The sequence below is a fragment of the Roseibium sediminicola genome (genome assembly GCF_023156505.1).
In the GTDB taxonomy this organism is placed as follows: Bacteria; Pseudomonadota; Alphaproteobacteria; order Rhizobiales; family Stappiaceae; genus Roseibium; species Roseibium sediminicola.
The window spans coordinates 280,563-301,792 of the sequence record NZ_JALNMJ010000004.1; the positions used below are offsets into that span (position 1 = coordinate 280,563).

A 21,230-nucleotide genomic window follows, 5' to 3' on the forward strand; every position below is an offset into this window, starting at 1 on the left:
TAATGGGCCGTGTAATCGTTCAAAGAGGGATGTTGTCGTGCTTTTTCCAGGGCGTCTCCGCCGTCTTGGAGCGCAGCAGCGCCAGTGCCTTGGCGACCCGGCGGCGGGTTGAATGCGGCCGGATGACATCGTCGATATAGCCGCGTTCCGCCGCCACGAAGGGATTGGCGAACCGGTCCTCGTAATCCTTGGTGCGCTTGGCGATCTTGTCCTTGTCGGCAAGTTCCGAGCGGTACAGGATCTCGACCGCGCCCTTGGCGCCCATCACCGCGATCTCGGCCGACGGCCAGGCATAGTTGATGTCGCCGCGGATGTGCTTCGAGCTCATCACGTCATAGGCGCCGCCATAGGCCTTGCGGGTGATCACGGTGATTTTCGGCACCGTCGCTTCCGCGTAGGCGAACAGCAGTTTGGCGCCGTGCTTGATCAGGCCGCCATATTCCTGCGCGGTGCCCGGCAGAAAGCCCGGAACGTCGACATAGGTCACGATCGGAATGCCGAAACAGTCGCAGAAGCGCACGAACCGCGCCGCCTTGCGGCTGGCATCGGAATCCAGAACCCCGGCCAGAACCATCGGCTGGTTGGCGACGATGCCCACCGTGCGTCCCTCGATGCGGCCGAAACCGGTGAGGATGTTGCCGGCGAAACTGCCCTGGATCTCGTAGAAGTCGCCTTCGTCGACGGTCTTCAAGACAAGCTCCTTCATGTCGTAGGGCTTGTTCGGATTGTCCGGGATCAGCGTGTCGAGGCTGGTGTCGATCCGCTCCGGATCATCGTAGTTGGTCAGTTCGGGCAGATCCGCCTGATTGTTCATCGGCAGGAAGTCGATCAGCCGCCGCATCTCCTGCAGGGCTTCCACGTCGTTGTCGAAGGCGCCGTCCGCGATGGAGGATTTGGTTGTGTGGATCGAGGCGCCGCCGAGTTCTTCCGCCGTCACCGTCTCATTGGTCACGGTCTTGACCACGTCCGGACCGGTGACGAACATATAGGACGTGTCGCGGACCATGAAGATGAAGTCGGTCATGGCCGGTGAATAGACGTCGCCGCCCGCGCAGGGCCCCATGATCAGCGAAATCTGCGGAATGACGCCGGAGGCCAGCACATTGCGCTGGAACACTTCGCCATAGCCACCCAACGCCGCAACGCCTTCCTGGATGCGGGCGCCGCCCGCGTCGAACAGGCCGATGATCGGAGCCCGGTTCTGCAGGGCCATGTCCTGAAGCTTGGTGATCTTTTCCGCGTGGGTCTCAGACAGGGATCCGCCGAAGACGGTGAAGTCCTTGGAAAAGACGTAAACGGTTCGGCCATTGACCGTGCCCCAGCCGGTCACAACCCCGTCGCCCGGGATGTGCTGCTCCTCCATGCCGAAATCGGTGCAGCGATGCTGCTTGAACATGTCGAACTCTTCGAAGGAGCCCTCGTCCAGGAGAATCTCTATGCGTTCGCGCGCCGTCAGCTTGCCTTTGCTGTGCTGTGCATCGATACGGCGCTGCCCGCCACCCAGCCGGGCCGTCTCCCGGCGCTGTTCCAATTCGGCCAGAACTTCTTTCATCCGGTCCTCCCAATATTCACTTGCTGAGGGCGTACCATGATCGCTCAAAAGTGCATAGTCAGCACATGGGCTTAAGGGAAAGCCTGTCGAGGGCACGGCGCTCGAACCGCATTCCCCGAAGGGCGCTGGTGGAGAACGCTCAATAAGGTGATCCCCATCACATTCCCGCCGATTTCCGTCCGTTGGGCCCCGGGTTCGCTTTGCCTCCCAAGCATTCTGACGTAGCGTGATCTCATTAGCCATTAGGACGATTTCGTCGCGGCACACAGGCCCGTTCCAGCAGTCCGCCCTGTCGATCGGGACATGACACTGCAAGCCGGGACCGCATTCTTCTGTCGGAGTACAAGCATGTCCGAAAAGTTCGTGATTGAACATTGTGACGGCGCGATCACCCTCGCCCGTCTTCAGTTTTTTGATATCAGCCAGTCAAATCTCAAGGAAGAACACAAGGCCTGGCTCAGGCGCCATGTCATTCCTCTGCTGCAAGGCAATGGCAGCATCAGCGTGGTCGGCCTGTCCAGCAGAAGCGGCAAGGCCGCCTACAACAAGGCCCTGTCCAAGAAGCGGGCCGTTGCCGTTCAGCTGTTCCTTGAAGAAACAATGCAGAAGAGTTTTCCGTTCGACCTGGTCGACGGGCTCGGGGAATCGCTGGCAGAGGAGATGGGGCAGGAAGACGGCGTCGAGGACGGCCAGTTCCGGGCGGTCATGATCTATGTGCATTCCATACCGACACCGCCCAACCCCAAGGTCATCAAGACCCCGAAAAAGATGAAGCCGAAACCCAAAAAGGCATCGACCCTGTGGGTTGGTATCGGCGAAAGCCACTCGGGCGATCTTGTCGCCGTCGGACGCTACAACTGGAATGGCCGGCTCTACCGGGCAAGCGCGGACGATGGCGGTTTCGTCGACTATGTCGACCTGATGGCCGACGGCTGGAAACTCGGCGGCGGCCTCGGCGGCAGTGTCGGCGCGATTGTCGTCGTTGCCCATGGCGTGCAATCCCCGCACGAGTTCAACAAGAAGGGCGAATGGTCCGACTGGGATCTCGACCTCGCCATCGGCGGCAAGCTCGGCGATGTCCTGAAAGGCCTGAAGGGCATCGGCAAGATCGTCACCACCATGGAAAAATACGAGGAACTCAGCCATGCGGCGATCGAGATCACCAAGAACAAGGGCTTCGTGAAGAAAGGCCTCTACACCATTCCGATGCTCGGCGTCGGTGCCGGGCTCCACGTGTGGACCGGCCGCAAATACGGCGACGTCACTGTGATTTCGACCGGCAGAACCAAAATGAGATAACACCGCCCGTTTTCACCCGGCAACATGCGCCGGCACGGTTCGGACAAACTGAAAAACGTGCCGGCGCTGCACATCGAGTGTGCACTCTCAAACAAACCGTTCAAAAAAAGTGCCGCTAGGTACGCCTTTGGTGCCGACGGGCACTTTGCCGCCTGTCAGCTGATGTCAGGAAGCACTTCGCGAGTGGACGGGGTACCAAAAGGCAGGCTAACGCTCACGGATGGCGGGTATCGAGAACGTCGCACAAGTGGAGGAAACGTCGGGGTTTTGCCTCCTTTTCCACTTATCCGCCTAATTTGTAGGCACCCCCGCCGCGACATTGCTCTTTGACACACTTCAGAATTTTGCCATGATTGCTCAAGAAGGTAGCAGTGGCAAAGGGGAGGCAATGTCGGACGAACGCACGTATTTCAACGAAATGCTCGACGAGGCAGGTGCGCCGCGCCAGTGTTATTCCCGCCTTGCCAAGTGGCTAGAAGACAAGCCCGCCAATTTCCTGTCGCGCAAGAGCAAGGACGCCGAAACCATCTTCCGCAGGCTGGGCATCACCTTTGCGGTCTATGGCGCGGATGAAGCCACCGAACGCCTCATTCCCTTCGATCCGATCCCGCGCATCATCTCCGCAGCCGAGTGGCGGCGCCTGTCGGCCGGCATCGACCAGCGTGTGCGCGCTTTGAATGCGTTTCTGCACGACATCTATCATCGTCAGGAAATCCTCAGGGCCGGCCGGATCCCGGCGGATCTTATTTTGCAGAACGAGGCCTTCCTGCCGGAAATGGCCGGCTTTACACCGGCACGCAAGGTCTATTCCCACATCATCGGCACCGATCTGGTCCGGGTGTCGGAGAATGAGTTCTACGTCCTGGAAGACAACACCCGCACGCCCTCCGGGGTCTCCTACATGATGGAGAACCGCGAGACGATGATGCGGCTGTTCCCGGAACTGTTCCAGACCCACCATGTGGCAAATGTCGAGCAATATCCGGAAAACCTGCTTCAGACGCTGGAGAGCGTCGCGCCGGATCCGTCCAAATCCAGTCAGACCATCGTCGTTCTGACGCCGGGGATCTACAATTCGGCCTATTTCGAACATGCTTTCCTGGCCGATTCGATGGGCGTGGAACTGGTCGAGGGCCGCGATCTCTTCGTCGATGCCGGCCATGTCTACATGCGCACGACACGGGAGCCGCAGCAGGTCGACGTGATCTACCGGCGCATCGACGACGCTTTCCTGGATCCCCTCACCTTCAATCCGGACAGCATGCTCGGCGTCCCGGGCCTCTTCGATGCCTACCGCGCCGGCAATGTCACCATCTGCAACGCGCCTGGCACCGGTATTGCCGACGACAAGGCGATTTACGCCTATGTGCCCGACATAATCGAGTTCTACACCGGTCAGAAGCCGATCCTGAACAACGTGCCGACCTGGAACTGCTCGCGGCCCGACGATCTGGCCTATGTGCTAGACAATCTGGAAGACATCGTCGTCAAGGAAGTGCACGGCTCCGGCGGCTACGGCATGCTGATCGGCCCGACCGCCTCGAAACGCGAGATCGTCGAGTTCCGGAAAGTTCTGGAGACCAACCCGACCAACTACATTGCCCAGCCCACGCTGGCTCTGTCCGCCTGCCCGACCCACGTTGCTTCGGGCGTCGCGCCGCGCCATGTCGATCTCAGACCCTTTGTCCTGATTGGCGACCAGGTGCGTATCACCCCGGGTGGCCTCACCCGGGTCGCCCTCAAAAAAGGCTCGCTCGTCGTCAATTCCAGCCAGGGTGGCGGCACAAAAGACACCTGGGTTCTGGAGGACTGAAAAACAGATGCTTGGAAGAACCGCCTCTTCGCTGTTTTGGATGTCCCGCTACTATGAACGCGCGCAGAACCTGGCGCGCCTGCTCGAAGTGGCCTATCGCGGCGCCATCATGTCCCATTCCGGCCAGGAGCATGGCTCCCACTGGACGTTTGCCCTGGCAAGCGCGGGCTGTGAAAGCGACTACAACGAGAAGTACGACGAACTGCACATCCGCCATGTGACGGCCTACATGATCTTCTCCAAGGACAATCCCACCAGTATCCGGTCCTGCCTGGAACTGGCGCGCAACAATGCGCGCGCCGTGCGCACCGGGATCACCGCGGAGCTCTGGGAGGCCATCAACACGACCTGGATCGAGTTTTCCGAAACAAATCCGCAATCGATCACCCAGGACAAGCTGCCGGATTTTCTCGCCTGGGTGAACCAGCGTGCCCATCTCTTCCGCGGAGCGCTGCTCAACACGATCCTGCGCGACGACGGCTATTTCTTCAGCCAGATGGGCAATTTCGTTGAGCGTGCCGACAACACGGCGCGGATCCTCGACACCCAGTATTGGGCCCTGCTGCCGGACAATGACATTGTCGACGACGGCTCGGCGGAGCGCTACCAGTGGTCCGCCATTCTCAGGGCGCTCTCGGGCCGGCGCAGCTACCGCTTCGCCTATCCCAATTCGCGCCTGAAAGCCTTCAACATAGCCGAATTCCTGATCCTGAGAACGGAAATGCCGCGCTCTCTGGCCCATTGTTACGACTGGATCGCGGAAACCGCGGAGGATCTTGCCCAGTTCTACGGATCGCGCGAGCCGAGCCTGGACCTGGCGGCCGCCCTGTTCCGCGAGCTGTCTGACAAGCAGATGCACGAGATCTACCGCCAGGGCCTGCACGAATTCCTCACCGACTTCATTGGCAAGAACAACCAGTTCGCCCACCAGCTGAGTGAAGATTACAATTTCTCCTGACCTTTCAACCCGACCCGGTGCCACATGCGACTGACCGTCCGACACACGACCCGCTATCGCTACGAGACCCCGTTGGCCAATGCCATGCAGCAACTGCGGCTGACGCCGGAAAACGGGCCTGCACAGACCATCGTCAACTGGGCCATCGAAGCCCCGGGCATTGAACGCGCTACCACCTACAAGGACGCCTTCGGCAACCAGGTGCACATGGTCTCGCGCAGCGAACCCGTCGAGGACGTGGAAATCACCGCCACTGGCATCGTCGACACGACCGATACCAGCGGTGTGCTGGGCCATGAGCCGGACGCCGGCGCGCCGGACCGGATCTACACGCGTGTCACGCCGCTGACGCAATCCAACCAGGCGATCCGCAAACTGGCGGTGCTGGCCGATGTCCATGACAAGATCGCCGGCTTTCACGCGCTCATGCACGCCATCCGCGACAAGGTCGAGTACAAGATAGGTGTCACCGAGACCCATGCCCCGGCCGCTTCGGTGCTGGCTGCCGGTGAAGGCGTCTGCCAGGACCACGCCCATATTTTCATCGCCGCGGCCCGCTCGCTCGGCATCCCGGCCCGCTATGTTTCCGGCTATCTGCTCTTGGAAGACGAACAGGCTTCGGAAGCCCATCACGCCTGGGCGGAGGTCATGATCAACGGTCTTGGCTGGACCGGCTTCGACATATCCAACACAATGTGCCCTACAGACCGCTATATTCGCTTGACGGTGGGCCTGGATTCCCGTTCTGCTGCCCCAATCAGGGGGATCCGCTTCGGCGGTCTGGAGGAAAACCTGCAGGTTGAAGTCGACGTGGCCCAGGCCGCGCTCCAGCAGCAACAGCAGCAGTGAGTGTCATTCTCCGGACGGCGGAAGCGGTTCCCTCGCTTGTGAGCGCAACGAACGGTGCCTGAAGGGCTTGTGAATGACCTATTGTGTCGGCTTGAAACTGGATCGCGGACTGGTCTTCGCCGCGGATACGCGCACCAATGCCGGCGTCGACAACATTTCCACGTTCAAGAAGCTGCATGTCTGGGAAGAACCCGGTGAGCGCGTTATCACGCTGCTTTCCGCCGGCAATCTGGCCGTGACCCAGGCCGTGATTTCCCTGCTGACCGAACACATTTCGTCCGTCGAGGACAATCGCGCCACATTGATGACCGCCAAGACCATGTTCCAGGTCGCCCGCCTGGTGGGCAGCGCCGTGCGCGAGGTCAAGGCGATCGACGGCGAGGCGCTGGCCACCAGCGCCGAGAACTTCTTCGTCACCTTCATCCTGGGCGGCCAGATCAAGGGCGAGGCACCGCGCATGTTCCAGGTCTATGCCGCAGGCAACTTCATCGAGGTCTGCGAGGACACGCCCTACCTGCAGATCGGCGAGCACAAATACGGCAAACCCATTCTGGACCGGGTCACGCGCTCCGACATGCGCCTCGGCGAAGCCGCCAAACTGGTGCTCTTGTCCTTCGACAGCACTTTGCGCTCCAACCTGTCTGTCGGCATGCCCATCGACATGCTGCTTTACAACACCGACAGCTATTCCACCGGCCGTCAGGTAAGAATCGAACAGGACGATCCCTATTTCCAGAAACTGTCCCGCGGCTGGTCCGACAAACTGCGCGAGGCCTTTGCCGATATTGACGAATTCGAGGTCTGATCGGCCCACCGCTCTGTCAGCCAACCGTCACAAATCGGCATTAGAAGCGAACGGATCGAACCGGAAGGTGATTTCCCATGACCAGTTCCAGCGCTGTCGCCGAGCTTGATGCCGTTTCCTGGACCCGCGAGCCCGCCCAGGAACCGTTGGAGGAGAACGACGCAGCCCTGAAAGCTGTCCGCGATCTGATCAAGGCCGGCGAGCGCAACCAGCTTGTCGAGCTGCTCAAGCGCTGGGATCCGGTCGATGTCATGCAGTTGCTGACTCGGCTACGCCTCAAACATGCGCGCAAATTATTCCAGTGGCTGCCGGCCAATCCGTCGATCAAGGTGGTCGCCGAGCTGCGCCCGGAATTCCGCTCGATCTTGATGGAGGAATCCACGCTTGAGCAGTTTCACGACATTCTGGACGGGCTCGACCCGGAAGACGCCGTCGAAATCCTGAACGAATTTCCGGACGACGTCGCCGACGAACTGATCGCCCGACTGAAGGACATCGACGAAATCGGCACACGCGGCGGTTATGCGGATGATACCGCCGGCCGGGTGATGGCCCGGAAATTCGTTGCTTTGCCGGAACATTGCACCACCGGCGAAGCCGTGGCCCAGATGCGTGCGGAAGCAGACCGTATCCGCAAGATCTTCACGGTCTATGTCACCGATGACGAGGGCAAGCTCACAGGCACCGTCGAGGTCGGCAGGCTGCTGCTTGCTCCCGCGGACACGCCCTTGCGGGACATCGTCAACAGGGATGTTTTGACGGTGTCCGCCGACACGGACCAGGAAGAAGTGCTGCGCCTTGCGCGCAAGCGCGACATGCGTACGGTGCCAGTGGTGAGCTCCGAAGGTCACCTGATCGGCCGGGTCACGCCGAAGCAGCTCACCCGGATCGCCTCGGACGAGGCCAACGAGGACATGCTGCTGATGAGCGGTGTGTCCGGGGAATCGCGGGCGGACGACACGGTCTTGAGAATTGTCCGGCGGCGCCTGCCCTGGCTCCTCGCCGGCCTCGTCGGCGCCAGTGTCGCCGCGACCGTTGTCGGTTCCTATGAGGACCAGCTCGCCGAAGCGGCCATTCTGGCCGCATTCATCCCGGTCACGATGTCCATGGCCGGCAATGCCGGCCTTCAGGCGTCGGCCGTCGCCGTCCAGGGCATCGCCACAGGGGCGCTCTGGACCGGGGACATCTTCTTTCGCCTGATGAAGGAACTGGCGGCCGCTCTCTTCAACGGCGCCATTGCCGGCACGATCCTGGGCAGCCTGGTGCTGATTGCCTCTTTCGTGGTGCCCCTGGAAGCCCCTGAGCGCCTGGCGCTGGCCACCTCCCTGTCGCTCCTGTGCGTCACCACCCTTGCCGCCATGGTCGGTGCCACCGTGCCCATTATCCTGGACAAGATCGGCATCGACCCGGCCATGGCCATCGGCGTCTTCATCACCTCGTCCAACGACGTCCTCGGCGTGCTCATCTTCTTCCTGATGGCAACGACGTTTTATCTGGGGTGAGGAACACTCACCCTTCCCGAAGGATCAACGCGGCCGCGTCAAACTCGGTCCGCTTGTAGGCGCGGATCTGGGCTGCCTCGGCGTCCTCGCCCCAGCGATCGATGTTGAAGTCTTCTTCCACATGGGCGGCCGTCCAGACTGTGTCCATGTCGAGCAGTTCTTCTTTCAAGGCCAGCGCGAGCAGCGCGGAACCGGTCAGGCTGGTGACCGTGTGCAGCGCCGCCAGACGCAGCGGGGTCTCTCCCGCGATCCGGGCGCGATAGGAAGCCAGCAAGGTCTCGGATTGCGGCGCGTGGATAAGACCCTCGATCAACACAAAGCGGCCGCCGAGCAACTCACCCGCCCATTCCACCACCGGATCCCACAGGCGCCGCTGGGTCTCTACCAGGCTTTCAGGGTCGTCGGCGCGATAGCAGAGCGCATCATTGCCGGCAAATTTGGTGACATCGTCGGCCACTTCGTCGAACCGGACACTGACGGCGTCCTGTGCCGAGTTCGCGATCCGGGTCAGCGGCATGTTCGCCGGATTGATGAGTTTTTCCTGCGCGGCCCATTCCGCGGCCACGGCGGCGCCAAGCACGGCGTTGGGCAGCAGCAGCAGCGATTTGCCCGGTGTCTTGACCGGCCGTCCGTCCAGATGAATGGCAAAGCCGCCTTGGGCGGCGGCATGCGCGGCTTCCTTGTAGAAGCGCTTGGGCAGCTCGCGCCGGGACAGTTCCCGCGCACGCTGTTCCGGATCCTTGGCGGCATCTTCCTGCAACACTTCAAGAAAATCACGCATCAGATTGTTTCCTTGTCGAATTTCAAAATTTCAGAGAGAGCAACATCCAGATCGGAAAACGCCTGAATGATCCGGTCAGCGCCATTTTCAACCAGTCTGGAATGGTCATGATAGCCCCATGTGACCCCAATCGCCTGGGCACCTGCCGCCTTGGCCATGGCCATGTCGAAGCCGGTATCGCCGATCACCAGCGTGCGCCCCGGCTCCACTCCGGTTTCCGCCATGGCCTGCAGCACCATGTCCGGATGCGGTTTCGACGGCGATGTGTCAGCGGTCTGGATGGTGGCGAAGCGGCCGTGAAGGTCATGCTTGTCCAGCATGTGCCGGACACCGCGCAGGGCCTTGCCGGTGGCGATGCCGAGCAGCAGCTCGTCCCGGCGATGCAGCCGGTCGATCGCTTCGCGCGCACCGGGATAGAGCGGGTCGAGGTCCAGCCCCTGCTCCCGCCGTGCGATCTTCGACTGGCGATAGGCTGCCGCCATCGCGGGAACCTTGTCCGTGTGCGCGGAACCAACCAGATCCAGAAACGCCTCTTCAAGCGACCGGCCGACAATGGACAAAGCCGTTTGCCTGTCCGGCATCGTCAGGCCGACCGCCGCAAACCCCACTTCAAGCCCATGCAGGATCGTGTTCTGGCTGTCCACCAGCGTGCCGTCGACGTCAAACAGGATCAGATACATGGGAAGACCTTCGTGAAAGGCTGTTGCGGCCCGCATGTGCCGGGTTTTGGTCCGGGCGTCAAGACCCGTCCCGGAAAGGCCCGGAACGACGCAAGGTGAGTTTCGAAAGACTGATGCCGACCCAGTAAAATTACCAATAGGCAAAGTCTTCCCATATTAACCAATGATTAACCGCCAATCTTTGGATATCGCCTATTTTGGGCAGGCGCCCGAAAATTGCCTCTTTATCTTGAGAAACGGATTGCACGATCCGGCGCTTAAGGTTCGGTTAACCACGTTTCTAAACGCACTGGTTACCTTAACGGGCAATAATCATAAGCGCGGGTGGGCATGATCGTTTGGGGCAAGCTTGTCACCAAATCATACGGATTGAAACACGCGGCCATGTGAGGACGCGCGAAAGAATGGTTTGTCTGAATGCTAGGGATTAAACGGGACATCGGGCGCGTCGGAAACAAGGTTTCCCGAAAGAGCGACCGGACCTTTTATGCGGTGCTCGCGGGGGCAACCCTTCTCATCTCAGGGTTTGCGGCGACGGTGACCGGTCTCGGCACCTCCCTGTCGACGGCGCATTTATCCGCTGAAGATGGCGCGGCGCCGAACTTGACACTGTCTCAGGTCGAACCAAATGCTGCTTCGCCAGACCAGGCAACCCTGGCAACCGGCATTGCCGTCAGCCTTGGCGTCGCTTTCCTGCCCGCGCGCAACAAACCCGCGGCTGAGACCGAGATCGACCTTCAGCAAGAACTGGCCCAGGCAAGAGCTCGCGAAGCCTCGGCGCGCCAGAACGCCAAGACACAACTGGCCGCAAAACTCGCCAGACTGAAACTTGCCCGCACGCTGCTGGCCGCCCAGGCGCGTTCCAAGGCAGCGCAGACGTCCGTCACCGTGGCCGCGCTGCAGGCAACCGGCACGTCCGCTGAGGCTACCGCCGACGTGATCGCCAAACCGGCCGAAATCGTCGTCGCAAGCCTTTCAGCGTCTGTTCCCGTAAAGCCTGGCGCAATCCTGCCACCGACGCCCGACGTCAAACCGGAGCCGCCGCGCCGCAGCAAGCCTGAGACCGCAACAAGGCCCTCCCCTGAACCGGAGCAAGACGCCTCACCGGTCCTCGCCTATGCGCGTCCGGGCAATCCGCAGGATGACGAAAACGGTGTCTTCGGCGGTCTCGGAAAGCTGTTCGGCGGCACCAAGGGCATGCCGGGGCCGTCCAGCAAAGTCGCCGTCTATGACATCAGCGCCGCCACCGTGCACATGCCGGATGGCACCAAGCTGGAAGCCCATTCGGGCATCGGCCACCGGATGGACAACCCGAAATACGCCCATGTGCGGATGGCCGGCCCGACTCCGCCGAACATCTATCGCCTGCGCATGCGCGAAAGCCTCTTCCACGGCGTCGAAGCCATCCGCATGCTGCCGACAGACCGCGCCGCCATGAAGGGCCGGGACGGCATGCTGACCCACACGCGCCTGCTGCGCCGCTCCATCGGCTCTCATGGCTGTGTCGCCTTCAAGGACTACAACAAGTTCCTGAACGCCTTCAAACGCGGCAAGGTCAAGACCATGATCGTGGTGCCGTCGATCGAAAAACTGCCGACCTATCTGGCGAAACTGGAACGCGGCGCCGGGGCGTAACGCCAGAAGCTCCGGTTTACTCAACAAGCCTCCGTGATAGACTTGGATCATCCGACCAGGCTGTCACGGAGGCTTTTGTGCGTTTTTCAAGCTGTTTCAACTCTGCTGCTGCCCTCGTCACATCTCTGCTGATCAGCGTTTTGGGGGCAAAAGCTGCATCAAAAGACTGCAAATCCGACATCCAAGCCCTCATGAAGGCTGGCGAAATCGCCAAAAACTACCTGCTTGTGGCGGAACTGAGCATGGGCGGCCAAGTGGTTCAAAACAGCGAGCAATATTATCGTGACTACAGCCACTTCTATCAAATCATCAAACAGACAGGGCTGCACTGGCTGGTCCTGGACGATCAGGAATACACCTCGAGCGACGGCAAAAACTGGACGGCCAGTCAGACACGCGATCCGGACTGGCTCGCCGAAACCCTGAAACGCAACGCGGAAACACGTGCGTCCATCAAGGACGTTGACTGCGGCAGCGAAAAGCTTGGCGACAAGACCTTCACTACCTACAGCTATGTTCAGGAAACGACGGCACCTGTCGAATCGATTTCCACCGTGACGCTATGGGTCGATCCGGACACTTCCCTGCCCGCAAAACGCCACACGAAAACAATGACCGGCGGACAGGAGATCGAGACATCTGTCCGCTATGAATGGCTCGATACGCTTGAATTGCCGACACCTTGACCCTTGTTCTCGACATTGCCGCCAACCGGCGCTAAATGAAGTCTCCGAACTCATTTCTTCCCGGATCTCTTCTTGACCAAAATCCTGATCTTCTTTCTGTTTCTGGTCGCCGCGATCCAGGTGATAAAGCCGATTGGCTGGCCGGGGCTGAAACAGCGCAAGGACGCCTGGAAGCTGGTCGCCGGCGTCGTTGTCATTACCTTCGCCTCGGTGGTCCTGACCGCCCTGTTCCAGGGGCTTTGAGCGCCTTTCTCCAGTCTTTCACGGTCAGATTCCATGTCCGAGAAAATCTCTCCCGTCCTTCATCTGCTCTGCGGCAAGGTCGCCTCCGGCAAATCGACCCTGGCCGACAGGCTCGCCTGTGAACCGAACACGGTTCTGCTGCGCGAGGATGCCCTGTTGTCCGGCCTTTATGGCGAGGACATGCAAACGCTCAAGGATTTCGTGGAGTATTCGGGCCGGCTCAGACGCACGATCGCGCCGCATATCGTGGCGCTGCTGAAAACCGGCACCGCCGTGGTGCTCGACTTCCAGGCCAACACGAAAGACGCCAGGGCCTGGATGAAGGGGCTTTTCGAACAGGCGGAATGCGATCACCGGCTCCACGTTCTCGACGTGCCGGACGAAATCTGCAAAGCGCGGCTGAAACAGCGCAACGCCTCGGGCAAACACGAATTCTCGGTAACGGAAGAGCAGTTCGACCGGATCAGCAACCATTTCCAGCGCCCGACGGAAGACGAGGGCTTTGTCCTCGAGATCCATCGGATTGAAAGTTAGCCGTCAGCGCTTGTTGAGCGAATCGTCCGGGTCGTCGACTTCCGGATCGTAATCGGTCGCGTCGAAGCCAAGCAGGTTCCAGGTCTGCTGCATATGCGGCGGTAGCGGCGCGGAGACATCGATCTGACCGTGACCGGACGGGTGCGGGATCACGATCCGGCGGGCCAGCAGATGCAGCCTGTTCTGGATTCCGCCCGGCAGCTCCCAGTTCTCGATGTTGAAATACTTGTCGTCGCCGATGATCGGATGGCCGATATGGGCGGCATGGGCTCTCAGCTGGTGCGTGCGGCCGGTGACCGGCTTCATGGTCACCCAGGAGAGCTTCTGGCCGGATTTTTCAAACACCGAATAGAGCGACACGGCGTGCTGGGCATCGTCGTCGCCCTGACGGGCGACCTGCATGCGCTCCTCGCCCTCGTTGCGGGCCAGAAAGGTCGAGATCCGGCCCTGAAACGGCTTCGGAACGCCGGCAAGCATCGCCCAATAGATCTTGCGTGTGTTGCGGTGGCGGAAGGCCTTGGTCAGCTCTTGCGCCGCCTGGCGCGTGCGCGCCACCAGGATGATGCCGGAGGTTTCCCGGTCGAGACGGTGCACCAGACGCGGCTTGTTGCCCTTGCGGTCCGTATAAGCCTCGAGCATGCCGTCCAGATGGCGCTTCAGGCCGGAACCGCCCTGGACGGCCAGGCCGGCGGGCTTGTTCAGCACCATCACGTGATTGTCCTCGAAAAGCAGCATGTCCTCGATGGCCTTGCGGTCGTCGGCAATCAGCTTGGTCGATTTCGGCCGGGCATTCTTCTTGTCGTCCGCTGGCAGCTCAACACCGAGCGGTGGGATGCGGATCGTCTGACCCTTGGCAATGCGGGTGTTGCTTTCCGCGCGCTTGCCGTCGACCCGCACCTGACCGGTGCGCAGGAGTTTTTGCAGACGGCCGAAGCCGAGTCCCGGATAATGGGCCTTGAACCAACGGTCGAGGCGCATGCCCGCCTCGTCGGCGGTCACTTGTTTCTGTTCAATCGCGGACATCTTAATCTCAATTTCTGCTGCAGGCGTCGTCGCGCCGCGCATCTCCAGCGCCGCCGCGTATCCGCGGGGCAAAACGTTCCGCTGCGTATAGGCGGAATCGCGCCGGAAGGGAAGAAATTCTTATGTCGCGACCTGGCGCATGATCATCAGCCCGGCAAACACAGCCAGGATCGACAGGGCGACGGACATCAGAATGTAGACGAGCGCGAGATGGGTGTCGCCCCGCTCCCACAGCACCGAGGTGTCGAGGGAAAAGGCCGAGAAAGTGGTGAAACCGCCGAGAAAACCGGTGGCCACGAAATAGCGCAGATCCTGAAGGTTGCCGGTCTCATGCTTGACCAGCCAGCCGACGAACAGCCCCATCACCAGTGAACCGACCACATTGACGGTCAATGTTCCGACCGGAAAACCCGGGCCGAACAGGCGCAGCGTCATCATGGAGACCAGATGCCGACCGCCTGCCCCCAGCCCGCCGCCCAGCATGACCAGAAGGAGATGTTTCAAACGCGAGCCCCTTATTCCCCGGGTGCCGCGGGTTTCTGTTCGCCCGCCTGTCCCATCTGTTCGAACACCTTGACCTGTTCATCGTATTTCGGGTCGATCGTGCCGCAGACCCGGTCCCAGAACGAGAAGAAATTGGCGAAATTGTACTTGAACCGGGAATGATGCTGGTCGTGGAAGGTGACGCAGACCATTGGCGAGGGCATGCGCGACATGGGCGAGGCCCAGAACTCGAAGCCCGAATGGCCAATCGTGCCGTTGAAATGGTCCCAGAGGCGATGAACGATCAGCACAGGGATCGGGATCGGCAGGATGATCACCGCCCACAGGTAATAGCTCTGCATCACGAAAGCATCGAAGAGGTCGTCGGAATAAGTGCTCCATACCGTCGGCGCGACCGAACGGTGATGCTCGGCGTGGAACCGGTAGAGCCATTTGGTGTGCATCAGCCGGTGGCCCCAGTAGAACCAGGTGTCGAAGGCGATGATGGAGACGACGAACATCAAGATCGCCGACCACCAGGTCAGCTCCAGCGGCGCCACCAGCGTCCAGCCCTTCATCGACAGGAAGATGCCGACGGCAAGGCAGCCGGCCGTTACGGTAAGCGAAGAAACGCTGGCGCGGATTTCCTTCCACATGCGTTTCTCGCCGCGCCGGTGCTGCTGGATCCGCCGCTCCGGATGGCGGTTCTGGATCTGCACCAGCACCCAGCCGGTCGCGAAATAGAGGAACACGTTCACGCCATAACACGCCGCGTAGATCGGCAGAAACTCAAGCAATACTGTCAGCGCATGATCGAACATATCTTGTCTTACATCCAGTTGGTCGGTTGGCTGACACGGCGCGGTCGCGTGCGGGCTTACCCGGTTGCCTTTACCTTGGTCTCTTCATTGTCCGGGATCTCGCCGGTCTCTTCCATCGATTGCACAAGCGCATCGTATTTCGGATGCACGGTGCCGCAGACCCGGTCCCAGAATGAAAAGAAGTTACCGTAATTGTAGTGGAACTGCGAATGATGCAGATCATGGAAGGTCGTGCAGATCAGCGGTGACGGGAAACGCGAGGATTTCGACGCGAAATATTCGAAGCCCGAATGGCCGACCATCCCGGAAATCTGGTCGAACAGCCGCAGCGCGAACACGCTGAGCGCGGGCACCGGCAGCACGAACCAGACCAGGAAATAGAAGAAATGCTCGATCAGAGTGTCCACCGTGGTCGATGAATCGTTGCTCCAGACCGTCGGCGCGATCGAACGGTGATGCGGAACATGATACTTGTAGAGCGACGGCCAGTGCAGGATCCGGTGACCCCAATAGAACCAGGCATCGAACAACACGAAGCAGACGGCGAACATCAGCGGGAAGGACCACCAGGACAGCGCAAGCGGCGCCACCAGCGTCCAGCCCTGCGTCTGCGCGAAAAAACCCGCCGACATCAGCACCGATGACGTCGCCAGCGCCTGCATCGAGGCCTTGATTTCTTCCGCCTGGCGTTTCAGCCCGTCGCGGTGCTTCTGGATGCGCCGCTCCGGATGGCGGGCATTGATCGCCAGCATTGTGAAGCCGGTCGCGAAATAGAGCACCACCATCGCCAGATAGGTCAGCGCGAAAATCGTGAGATAATCGACCAGCAACGCCATCACGCCTGATCCCGCTTACCGGCGGCATAGAGCTCTTCGAAGCCTTCGACCCGCTCGTCATAGGTCGGATGGATGGTGCCGCAGAACCGGTCCCAGAAGGAGAAGTAGTTGGCGTAATTGTAGACGAAATACTGGTGGTGCTGGTCGTGGTAGAGCGTGCACAGCAGCGGCCAGGGTTTGCGCGCGCTCGGGCTTGCGAAATGCTCATAGCCGCAATGGCCGACCGCAGCCGAGATCTGGTCGAACAGGCGATGTCCCAGGAACACGAGCGCCGGCATCGGCACGACGAACAGCACCAGGGCATAATAGGAATGCGCAAACAGCGTGTCGACGCTGGAGCCGGCATCGTTCGACCAGACCGTCGGCGTCACCGTCATGTGATGCGGCTTGTGGAACCTGTAGAACATCTTGGTGTGCAGGATCCGGTGGCCCCAGTAGAACCAGGTGTCATGCAGCATCAGCGAAATCACGAAGAACAGCGGCACGGACCACCAGGACAGCGCGACAGGCGCAAACAGGGTCCAGCCCTTCATCTGGGCATAAAGGCCGATCGACAGGCAGACGCTGGTGATCATCAGCTGCTTCATCGAGGAGCGGATGTCGCGCAAGGCGTCGTGGGTCGGCTCCCGCTTCTGGATCTTGCGGTCCGGGTGGCGCTTGTTCAGCAGCGTCATCACAGTTCCGGTCGTGAACAGCACGACAAGGCTGGTCGCATAGAGCCCGACAACCATGGCCAGAAACGCCATGGGACCCGTTCCGAAACTGCCGACAAAAAATTCCATTTACCTGACTATCCGCTCATGCAACGCGTGTTGGTATTGTGCGTAGCGAAACAACGGTCCACACGTCAAGGAAACACTTGCCAATTTCCCGGTTCGCCGGGCTAGACTTCCGCCGCAACATGGGCAAAATCCGGAAAGATGGACCGGATCAGTGTGTCGATCCGCTCGATTTCCTCCGGAATATCAGTCAGTTTCTCGCGTTCCTCCTCCAGGACCGCCAAAAAGATCCGTGCCCGCGCCTGGTTGACCTGCTGCTGCGGCAAAGTGCCCTCACCGGCCGCCGACAGCACGATGCTGACCAGCCTGTCGGCCGCGTTCAGCCGGCCCCAGAGGTAGTCATGCTCCCGCCAGCCCCGGTTGAAGAAAGCGCCGAATGTGTTCAGAGACTTGCCCTTGAGGTCGAAACCTTCGGTGTAGAGACTGGCAGCGTCCGTCGGACTGATCCGGTCGACCAGGATTTCCGTTACTTCCGAGAAGTCATTCCGCTGCAGGACGGGAAAAGTGATCAAGTCGAAAAAGCCGAAGCCGATATAGGAGCGCAACAGCGCCATATGCCGGCCCCTGTCCAGGAAATTGCGTGCTGTGTCGGAAAACAGCTCGTCCTGAAACCGGTCGAGATCGGCAAGGCCCATTATCTGCGTGAATGACTTCAGAAGCGGCGCTACGTGATCTCCGGCGGAGCTGGAACCGGCCTGAAGATCGCTCACGAAGCGTTTGGCGTGCTCGCGGCTGGCACCGCCGAAAAACCGCTCGCTCCACCGCCAGCCGAGGTGATCGATCTGCTCGTAGAGCAAGGCTTTCATATGATCGAGCGCTTCCGTATTCGGAGGTGGCAGGCCGGAGGCCTTCTGGTAGTGGTAAAACCCGTTCAGCTTGCGGATCGCGAAGCGCAGACGGCGGATGCGATAGTCGACATCAAGGCCGCGTAGCAGGGCCACGATATCGGGATCCGTGCGGCCAAGAACATCCTTGCTTGCGGCCGTCATGCGGTTGAAACGGTCGGAAATCAGCCCGAGCAGTGCCTCTTCCTGGCCACGCGCATGTTCCAGGCCGCTGAGGCGGGCCGTCAGCTGTGCCAGCCGATCCGCCAGGGAATGCAGTTTCAGCGACTGGTAGTTCAAGAAGGCAAACCCGGCCTGCTCGAAGGCGGCCACTGTTGCCTGTTTACGGCATTTCGACAGGAGATCGGGCGTTACAAGCCGCCGCTTGGGCAGCAGGCTGGAAACCGCCTGGTCGACCATCGGCCCGGCGCTGTCGATCAGCTGCGACAGCCAGCGGCTGCGACGGTTGTTTTGTTCCAGTTCCTTCAGGTCGTCGCCGATCGGTTCATTGCGCGGAATATGAGCAAGCGAGGCCAGAATGACCCGGAAAAACCCTGGCAGCTCCGAGACGGCGCCGTCCTGCTCGGTCGGTTCCACCGGCGCCGGATCCACATAGATGAGCCTGCGGGCCACTTCCCGGGTGGCCGGACGGTCCTGGATGACGTCGATAACCGGTGCAAACGGCTTGTTCATGACCACGCTGCCATCGACAAAACAATGCTGGCTGATCGTTTCGGCGGTCAGACCGAAGCCCCGCTCGAGAAAAGCGTCCCGATTGCGCCAGGACAGGTTTTGACTGGCCAGCACACGTTCCATCTCGGCCACCGTTGCCGGCGGAAACGCGCCAGGAAAGGATGACGTCGCCCGGGCGGCAAACACCAGATCCGGAATGCTCCGGGCGTCGAACTGGCTATCGACATATCCAGGCATGCGATGTGCTGCGTGAAAATTCAGGATCCGTCGGTGATCCCATTCTTCGACATAGTCCGGATCGTCCAGATGGATGCGGCGCTTGACGCCGTTATAGTCCGTAATGGTGACGAACAGGTCCAGCGTCTGACCTCTGGGGATCAGGCTCCGGCCGGGTTTCGCCTCCCGCTCCATCTTCTGACAGGCATCGAGCATCCAGCCGATGAAACGCTCCCCGGAAAACGGCGGCGAGAACCAGCGCGCTTGCATGAACAGCCGCAGTTTCTCGCGCGTCTCCGCGCTTTCGATCTGTTTGTCGAGCCGAGACGAGATCAACTGGTCCAGCACCGGCGAGATCGAGATCTTCAGGTAACGCGACAGACCGGACTGGGGCCTGGCCAGGCGGGTAACGTCGGCGTTTTCCAGCCACATCTCGCTGTGGCTGTCGAGCGGCAGGTCATGGGTGATGGCGCGGGCCAGCATGATGCCGTTGACCCCGCCCGCCGACGCGCCGGCGATCGCGTCGACAACCACCCTTATGTCGGCCACAGAAGACAGGAGATCGAGGAGATCGCGATAGGCGCTTTGAACCGGAGGCAGCTCGCCGACGTCCTGGTCCGGCGCCGTTTTGGTGGCTTTCCGGTCGAGACGGAAACTGGACGCCCGAACGAGGCTGAGAATTTCCCGGCTGACCCCATGCATGTAGATGGCGAGCGATACCCCGCCATAAAACACCAGCGCAAGTCTGAGTTCGATTTCCTTCATGAGATCACCGCGGCGGCCATGTGGGGATTCTAGCGTGAAAAAATGGCAACTGTCTTTATCTGGCTATTAAAATGGAGCACCAAAATGGCAAGGAACCACTGCAGGATTTTTCCAGTTCGAGCAAGGGATCTGGAAAAGTGTAAACCGTCCGTCGCAACCCCGTCCGATTGACAAAATCGGTTACACTTTTCCCATGTCCACCGGCAATATTCCGCTAAGATAGCTTCAATATAAGCAGGTGATTCTGGAATTTTGAAAACTCGAGATCAGACAAATGGTTCTGGTCACTGTCACGCGGACTGAAATGGCGAAGAGCATCAAGAAAACCGCACAGGGCTCTGCAGCAAACATAAACGCTGTGGAAGATTCCGTTCTGCGCGAACTGCGGGACGAGAACGAAACGCTGCGCGCCGAACTTGAAGACCTGCGGGTGCTCTACGAAGCAACCATCGAACATGGCGAAGCTGTCGAGGACCAGCTTGCGGACCAGTCCATCAAGCTCGAGAACCTGTCGAAGCAGCTCGCCAAATATCTGTCGCCCCAGGTGTATCGGTCGATCTTCGAGGGCCGCCAGGAAGTCAAGATCGCCGCGACGCGCAAGAAGCTGACCGTATTCTTTTCCGACATCGCGGATTTCACCGAAACGGCGGACCGGCTGGAATCGGAGGAACTGACCTCGATCCTCAATCAGTATCTGACGGAGATGTCGAACATCGCGCTCAAGCATGGCGCGACCATCGACAAATATGTCGGCGACGCCATCCTGATTTTCTTCGGCGATCCGGAAACCAGGGGTGTGACCGAGGACGCGCTCGCCTGCGTGCGCATGGCCGTCGAAATGCAGGAGCGGATGAAGCAACTCCAGGGCGTCTGGCAGGAATCGGGCATCTCGAAACCGCTCAAATGCCGCATGGGCATCCACACCGACTATTGCACCGTCGGCAATTTCGGCAGCGACGACCGTCTCGACTACACGATCATCGGCCGGGGTGTGAACACCGCTTCCCGGCTGGAGAGCCTGGCAACGCCTGGCTCAGTGCTGATTTCCTTCGAGACCTATTCCCAGGTCAAGGACCACGTCAAATGCGCCGAAAACGGCGAAGTCACCGTCAAGGGTATTGCCTATCCGGTGACGACCTATGAAGTCATCGGCCTGAAAGAGGTTGCGCCTGCCGAGGACAACCCGGATCTGGCGCAGATGTCAGAGCAGCTGGCCAACCTGCCCGAATCCATGAGCCAGGAAGACCGCAACAAGCTCGTGTCCTCGCTCAGGAACGCCTTGAAACGCCTCACGCCGTCCGATCTTGACTAATGCATTTCGAGAAATGTTTGAAACAAACATTGCCGACTATTGCGTTCGAGGCAGAGCCGAGAAGCAGCCAATGTCGGCTCACACTTTTCTCGAGAAGCTATAGGTTCCGTCCACAGATCGTTTCTTAAATCCGCCCACGGC

19 protein-coding genes and 1 pseudogene are annotated in these 21,230 nt (G+C 60.2%); 11 read left to right on the forward strand and 9 right to left on the reverse strand.

Annotated elements, in window-relative coordinates; translation table 11 throughout:
* Positions 1-19: 19 nt before the first annotated feature.
* A complete protein-coding gene (locus M0H32_RS08520; RefSeq protein WP_248153149.1) occupies positions 20-1,552 on the reverse strand; it encodes an acyl-CoA carboxylase subunit beta in 1,533 nt (510 codons plus the stop codon).
* A 348-nt stretch (positions 1,553-1,900) separates the two neighbouring features.
* On the opposite strand from M0H32_RS08520, the gene M0H32_RS08525 reads away from it, so the two are divergent.
* The 6 genes from M0H32_RS08525 to mgtE all read left to right on the forward strand — a co-directional run bounded on the left by M0H32_RS08525 (position 1,901) and on the right by mgtE (position 8,778).
* Positions 1,901-2,851 (forward strand): OmpA family protein, encoded by a 951-nt coding sequence (locus M0H32_RS08525; protein WP_248153150.1) that lies wholly within the window; start codon positions 1,901-1,903, stop codon positions 2,849-2,851.
* A gap of 388 nt (positions 2,852-3,239) precedes the next feature.
* A complete protein-coding gene (locus tag M0H32_RS08530) occupies positions 3,240-4,664 on the forward strand; it encodes a circularly permuted type 2 ATP-grasp protein (protein ID WP_248153151.1) in 1,425 nt (474 codons plus the stop codon).
* Between the two features lie 7 nt (positions 4,665-4,671).
* Positions 4,672-5,622: an alpha-E domain-containing protein gene (locus M0H32_RS08535; RefSeq protein WP_248153152.1), complete on the forward strand. Its 951-nt coding sequence runs from the start codon at positions 4,672-4,674 to the stop codon at positions 5,620-5,622.
* 24 nt (positions 5,623-5,646) lie between these two features.
* Entirely contained in the window at positions 5,647-6,471 is an 825-nt protein-coding gene (locus M0H32_RS08540; protein ID WP_248153153.1) for a transglutaminase family protein, read from the forward strand.
* A 73-nt stretch (positions 6,472-6,544) separates the two neighbouring features.
* On the forward strand, positions 6,545-7,276 hold the full coding sequence (locus M0H32_RS08545; RefSeq protein ID WP_248153154.1) for a proteasome-type protease: 732 nt from the start codon (positions 6,545-6,547) through the stop codon (positions 7,274-7,276).
* A 77-nt stretch (positions 7,277-7,353) separates the two neighbouring features.
* The gene (gene mgtE, locus M0H32_RS08550; protein ID WP_248153155.1) at positions 7,354-8,778 is read left to right on the forward strand and encodes a magnesium transporter; all 1,425 of its coding nucleotides are present in this window, start codon (positions 7,354-7,356) and stop codon (positions 8,776-8,778) included.
* Between the two features lie 7 nt (positions 8,779-8,785).
* On the opposite strand, the gene M0H32_RS08555 is transcribed toward mgtE, so the two are convergent.
* Together M0H32_RS08555 and M0H32_RS08560 are read right to left on the reverse strand one after the other, a co-directional pair.
* Positions 8,786-9,559, reverse strand: coding sequence for an ATP12 family chaperone protein (locus M0H32_RS08555; protein WP_248153156.1), 774 nt, complete (start codon positions 9,557-9,559; stop codon positions 8,786-8,788).
* Complete coding sequence (locus M0H32_RS08560) at positions 9,559-10,275, reverse strand: HAD-IA family hydrolase (RefSeq protein WP_345779324.1); 717 nt, start codon at positions 10,273-10,275, stop codon at positions 9,559-9,561. Before M0H32_RS08560 ends, M0H32_RS08555 begins: the two co-directional genes overlap by 1 nt.
* Positions 10,276-10,656: 381 nt before the next feature.
* Between M0H32_RS08560 and M0H32_RS08565 the strand changes: the two genes are divergently transcribed.
* From M0H32_RS08565 to M0H32_RS08580, 4 genes are all read left to right on the forward strand, one after another.
* Positions 10,657-11,874 carry a DUF2778 domain-containing protein gene (locus M0H32_RS08565; protein ID WP_248153157.1) on the forward strand — a complete coding sequence of 406 codons (1,218 nt, stop codon included), beginning with the start codon at positions 10,657-10,659 and terminating at the stop codon, positions 11,872-11,874.
* A 77-nt stretch (positions 11,875-11,951) separates the two neighbouring features.
* Complete coding sequence (locus tag M0H32_RS08570) at positions 11,952-12,560, forward strand: hypothetical protein (RefSeq protein ID WP_248153158.1); 609 nt, start codon at positions 11,952-11,954, stop codon at positions 12,558-12,560.
* 72 nt (positions 12,561-12,632) lie between these two features.
* On the forward strand, positions 12,633-12,803 hold the full coding sequence (locus tag M0H32_RS08575; RefSeq protein WP_248153159.1) for a hypothetical protein: 171 nt from the start codon (positions 12,633-12,635) through the stop codon (positions 12,801-12,803).
* 33 nt (positions 12,804-12,836) lie between these two features.
* The gene (locus M0H32_RS08580) at positions 12,837-13,337 is read left to right on the forward strand and encodes a P-loop nucleotide/nucleoside kinase family protein (protein ID WP_248153160.1); all 501 of its coding nucleotides are present in this window, start codon (positions 12,837-12,839) and stop codon (positions 13,335-13,337) included.
* Between the two features lie 3 nt (positions 13,338-13,340).
* On the opposite strand, the gene M0H32_RS08585 is transcribed toward M0H32_RS08580, so the two are convergent.
* From M0H32_RS08585 to M0H32_RS08610, 6 genes are all read right to left on the reverse strand, one after another.
* Positions 13,341-14,360, reverse strand: coding sequence for an RluA family pseudouridine synthase (locus tag M0H32_RS08585; protein ID WP_248153161.1), 1,020 nt, complete (start codon positions 14,358-14,360; stop codon positions 13,341-13,343).
* Between the two features lie 120 nt (positions 14,361-14,480).
* Positions 14,481-14,864: a fluoride efflux transporter CrcB gene (crcB, locus tag M0H32_RS08590; protein ID WP_248153162.1), complete on the reverse strand. Its 384-nt coding sequence runs from the start codon at positions 14,862-14,864 to the stop codon at positions 14,481-14,483.
* Positions 14,865-14,875: 11 nt separating this feature from the next.
* Positions 14,876-15,664, reverse strand: coding sequence for a sterol desaturase family protein (locus M0H32_RS08595; protein ID WP_248153163.1), 789 nt, complete (start codon positions 15,662-15,664; stop codon positions 14,876-14,878).
* A gap of 56 nt (positions 15,665-15,720) precedes the next feature.
* On the reverse strand, positions 15,721-16,500 hold the full coding sequence (locus M0H32_RS08600; protein ID WP_248153164.1) for a sterol desaturase family protein: 780 nt from the start codon (positions 16,498-16,500) through the stop codon (positions 15,721-15,723).
* A complete protein-coding gene (locus M0H32_RS08605; RefSeq protein ID WP_248153165.1) occupies positions 16,500-17,282 on the reverse strand; it encodes a sterol desaturase family protein in 783 nt (260 codons plus the stop codon). Before M0H32_RS08605 ends, M0H32_RS08600 begins: the two co-directional genes overlap by 1 nt.
* A 101-nt stretch (positions 17,283-17,383) precedes the next feature.
* Positions 17,384-19,777 (reverse strand): patatin-like protein, encoded by a 2,394-nt coding sequence (locus M0H32_RS08610; RefSeq protein WP_248153166.1) that lies wholly within the window; start codon positions 19,775-19,777, stop codon positions 17,384-17,386.
* A gap of 469 nt (positions 19,778-20,246) precedes the next feature.
* Here M0H32_RS08610 and M0H32_RS08615 point away from each other — a divergent pair.
* Positions 20,247-21,089, forward strand: a pseudogene (locus M0H32_RS08615) (adenylate/guanylate cyclase domain-containing protein); the annotation flags it as partial.
* Between the last annotated feature and the right edge of the window lie 141 nt (positions 21,090-21,230).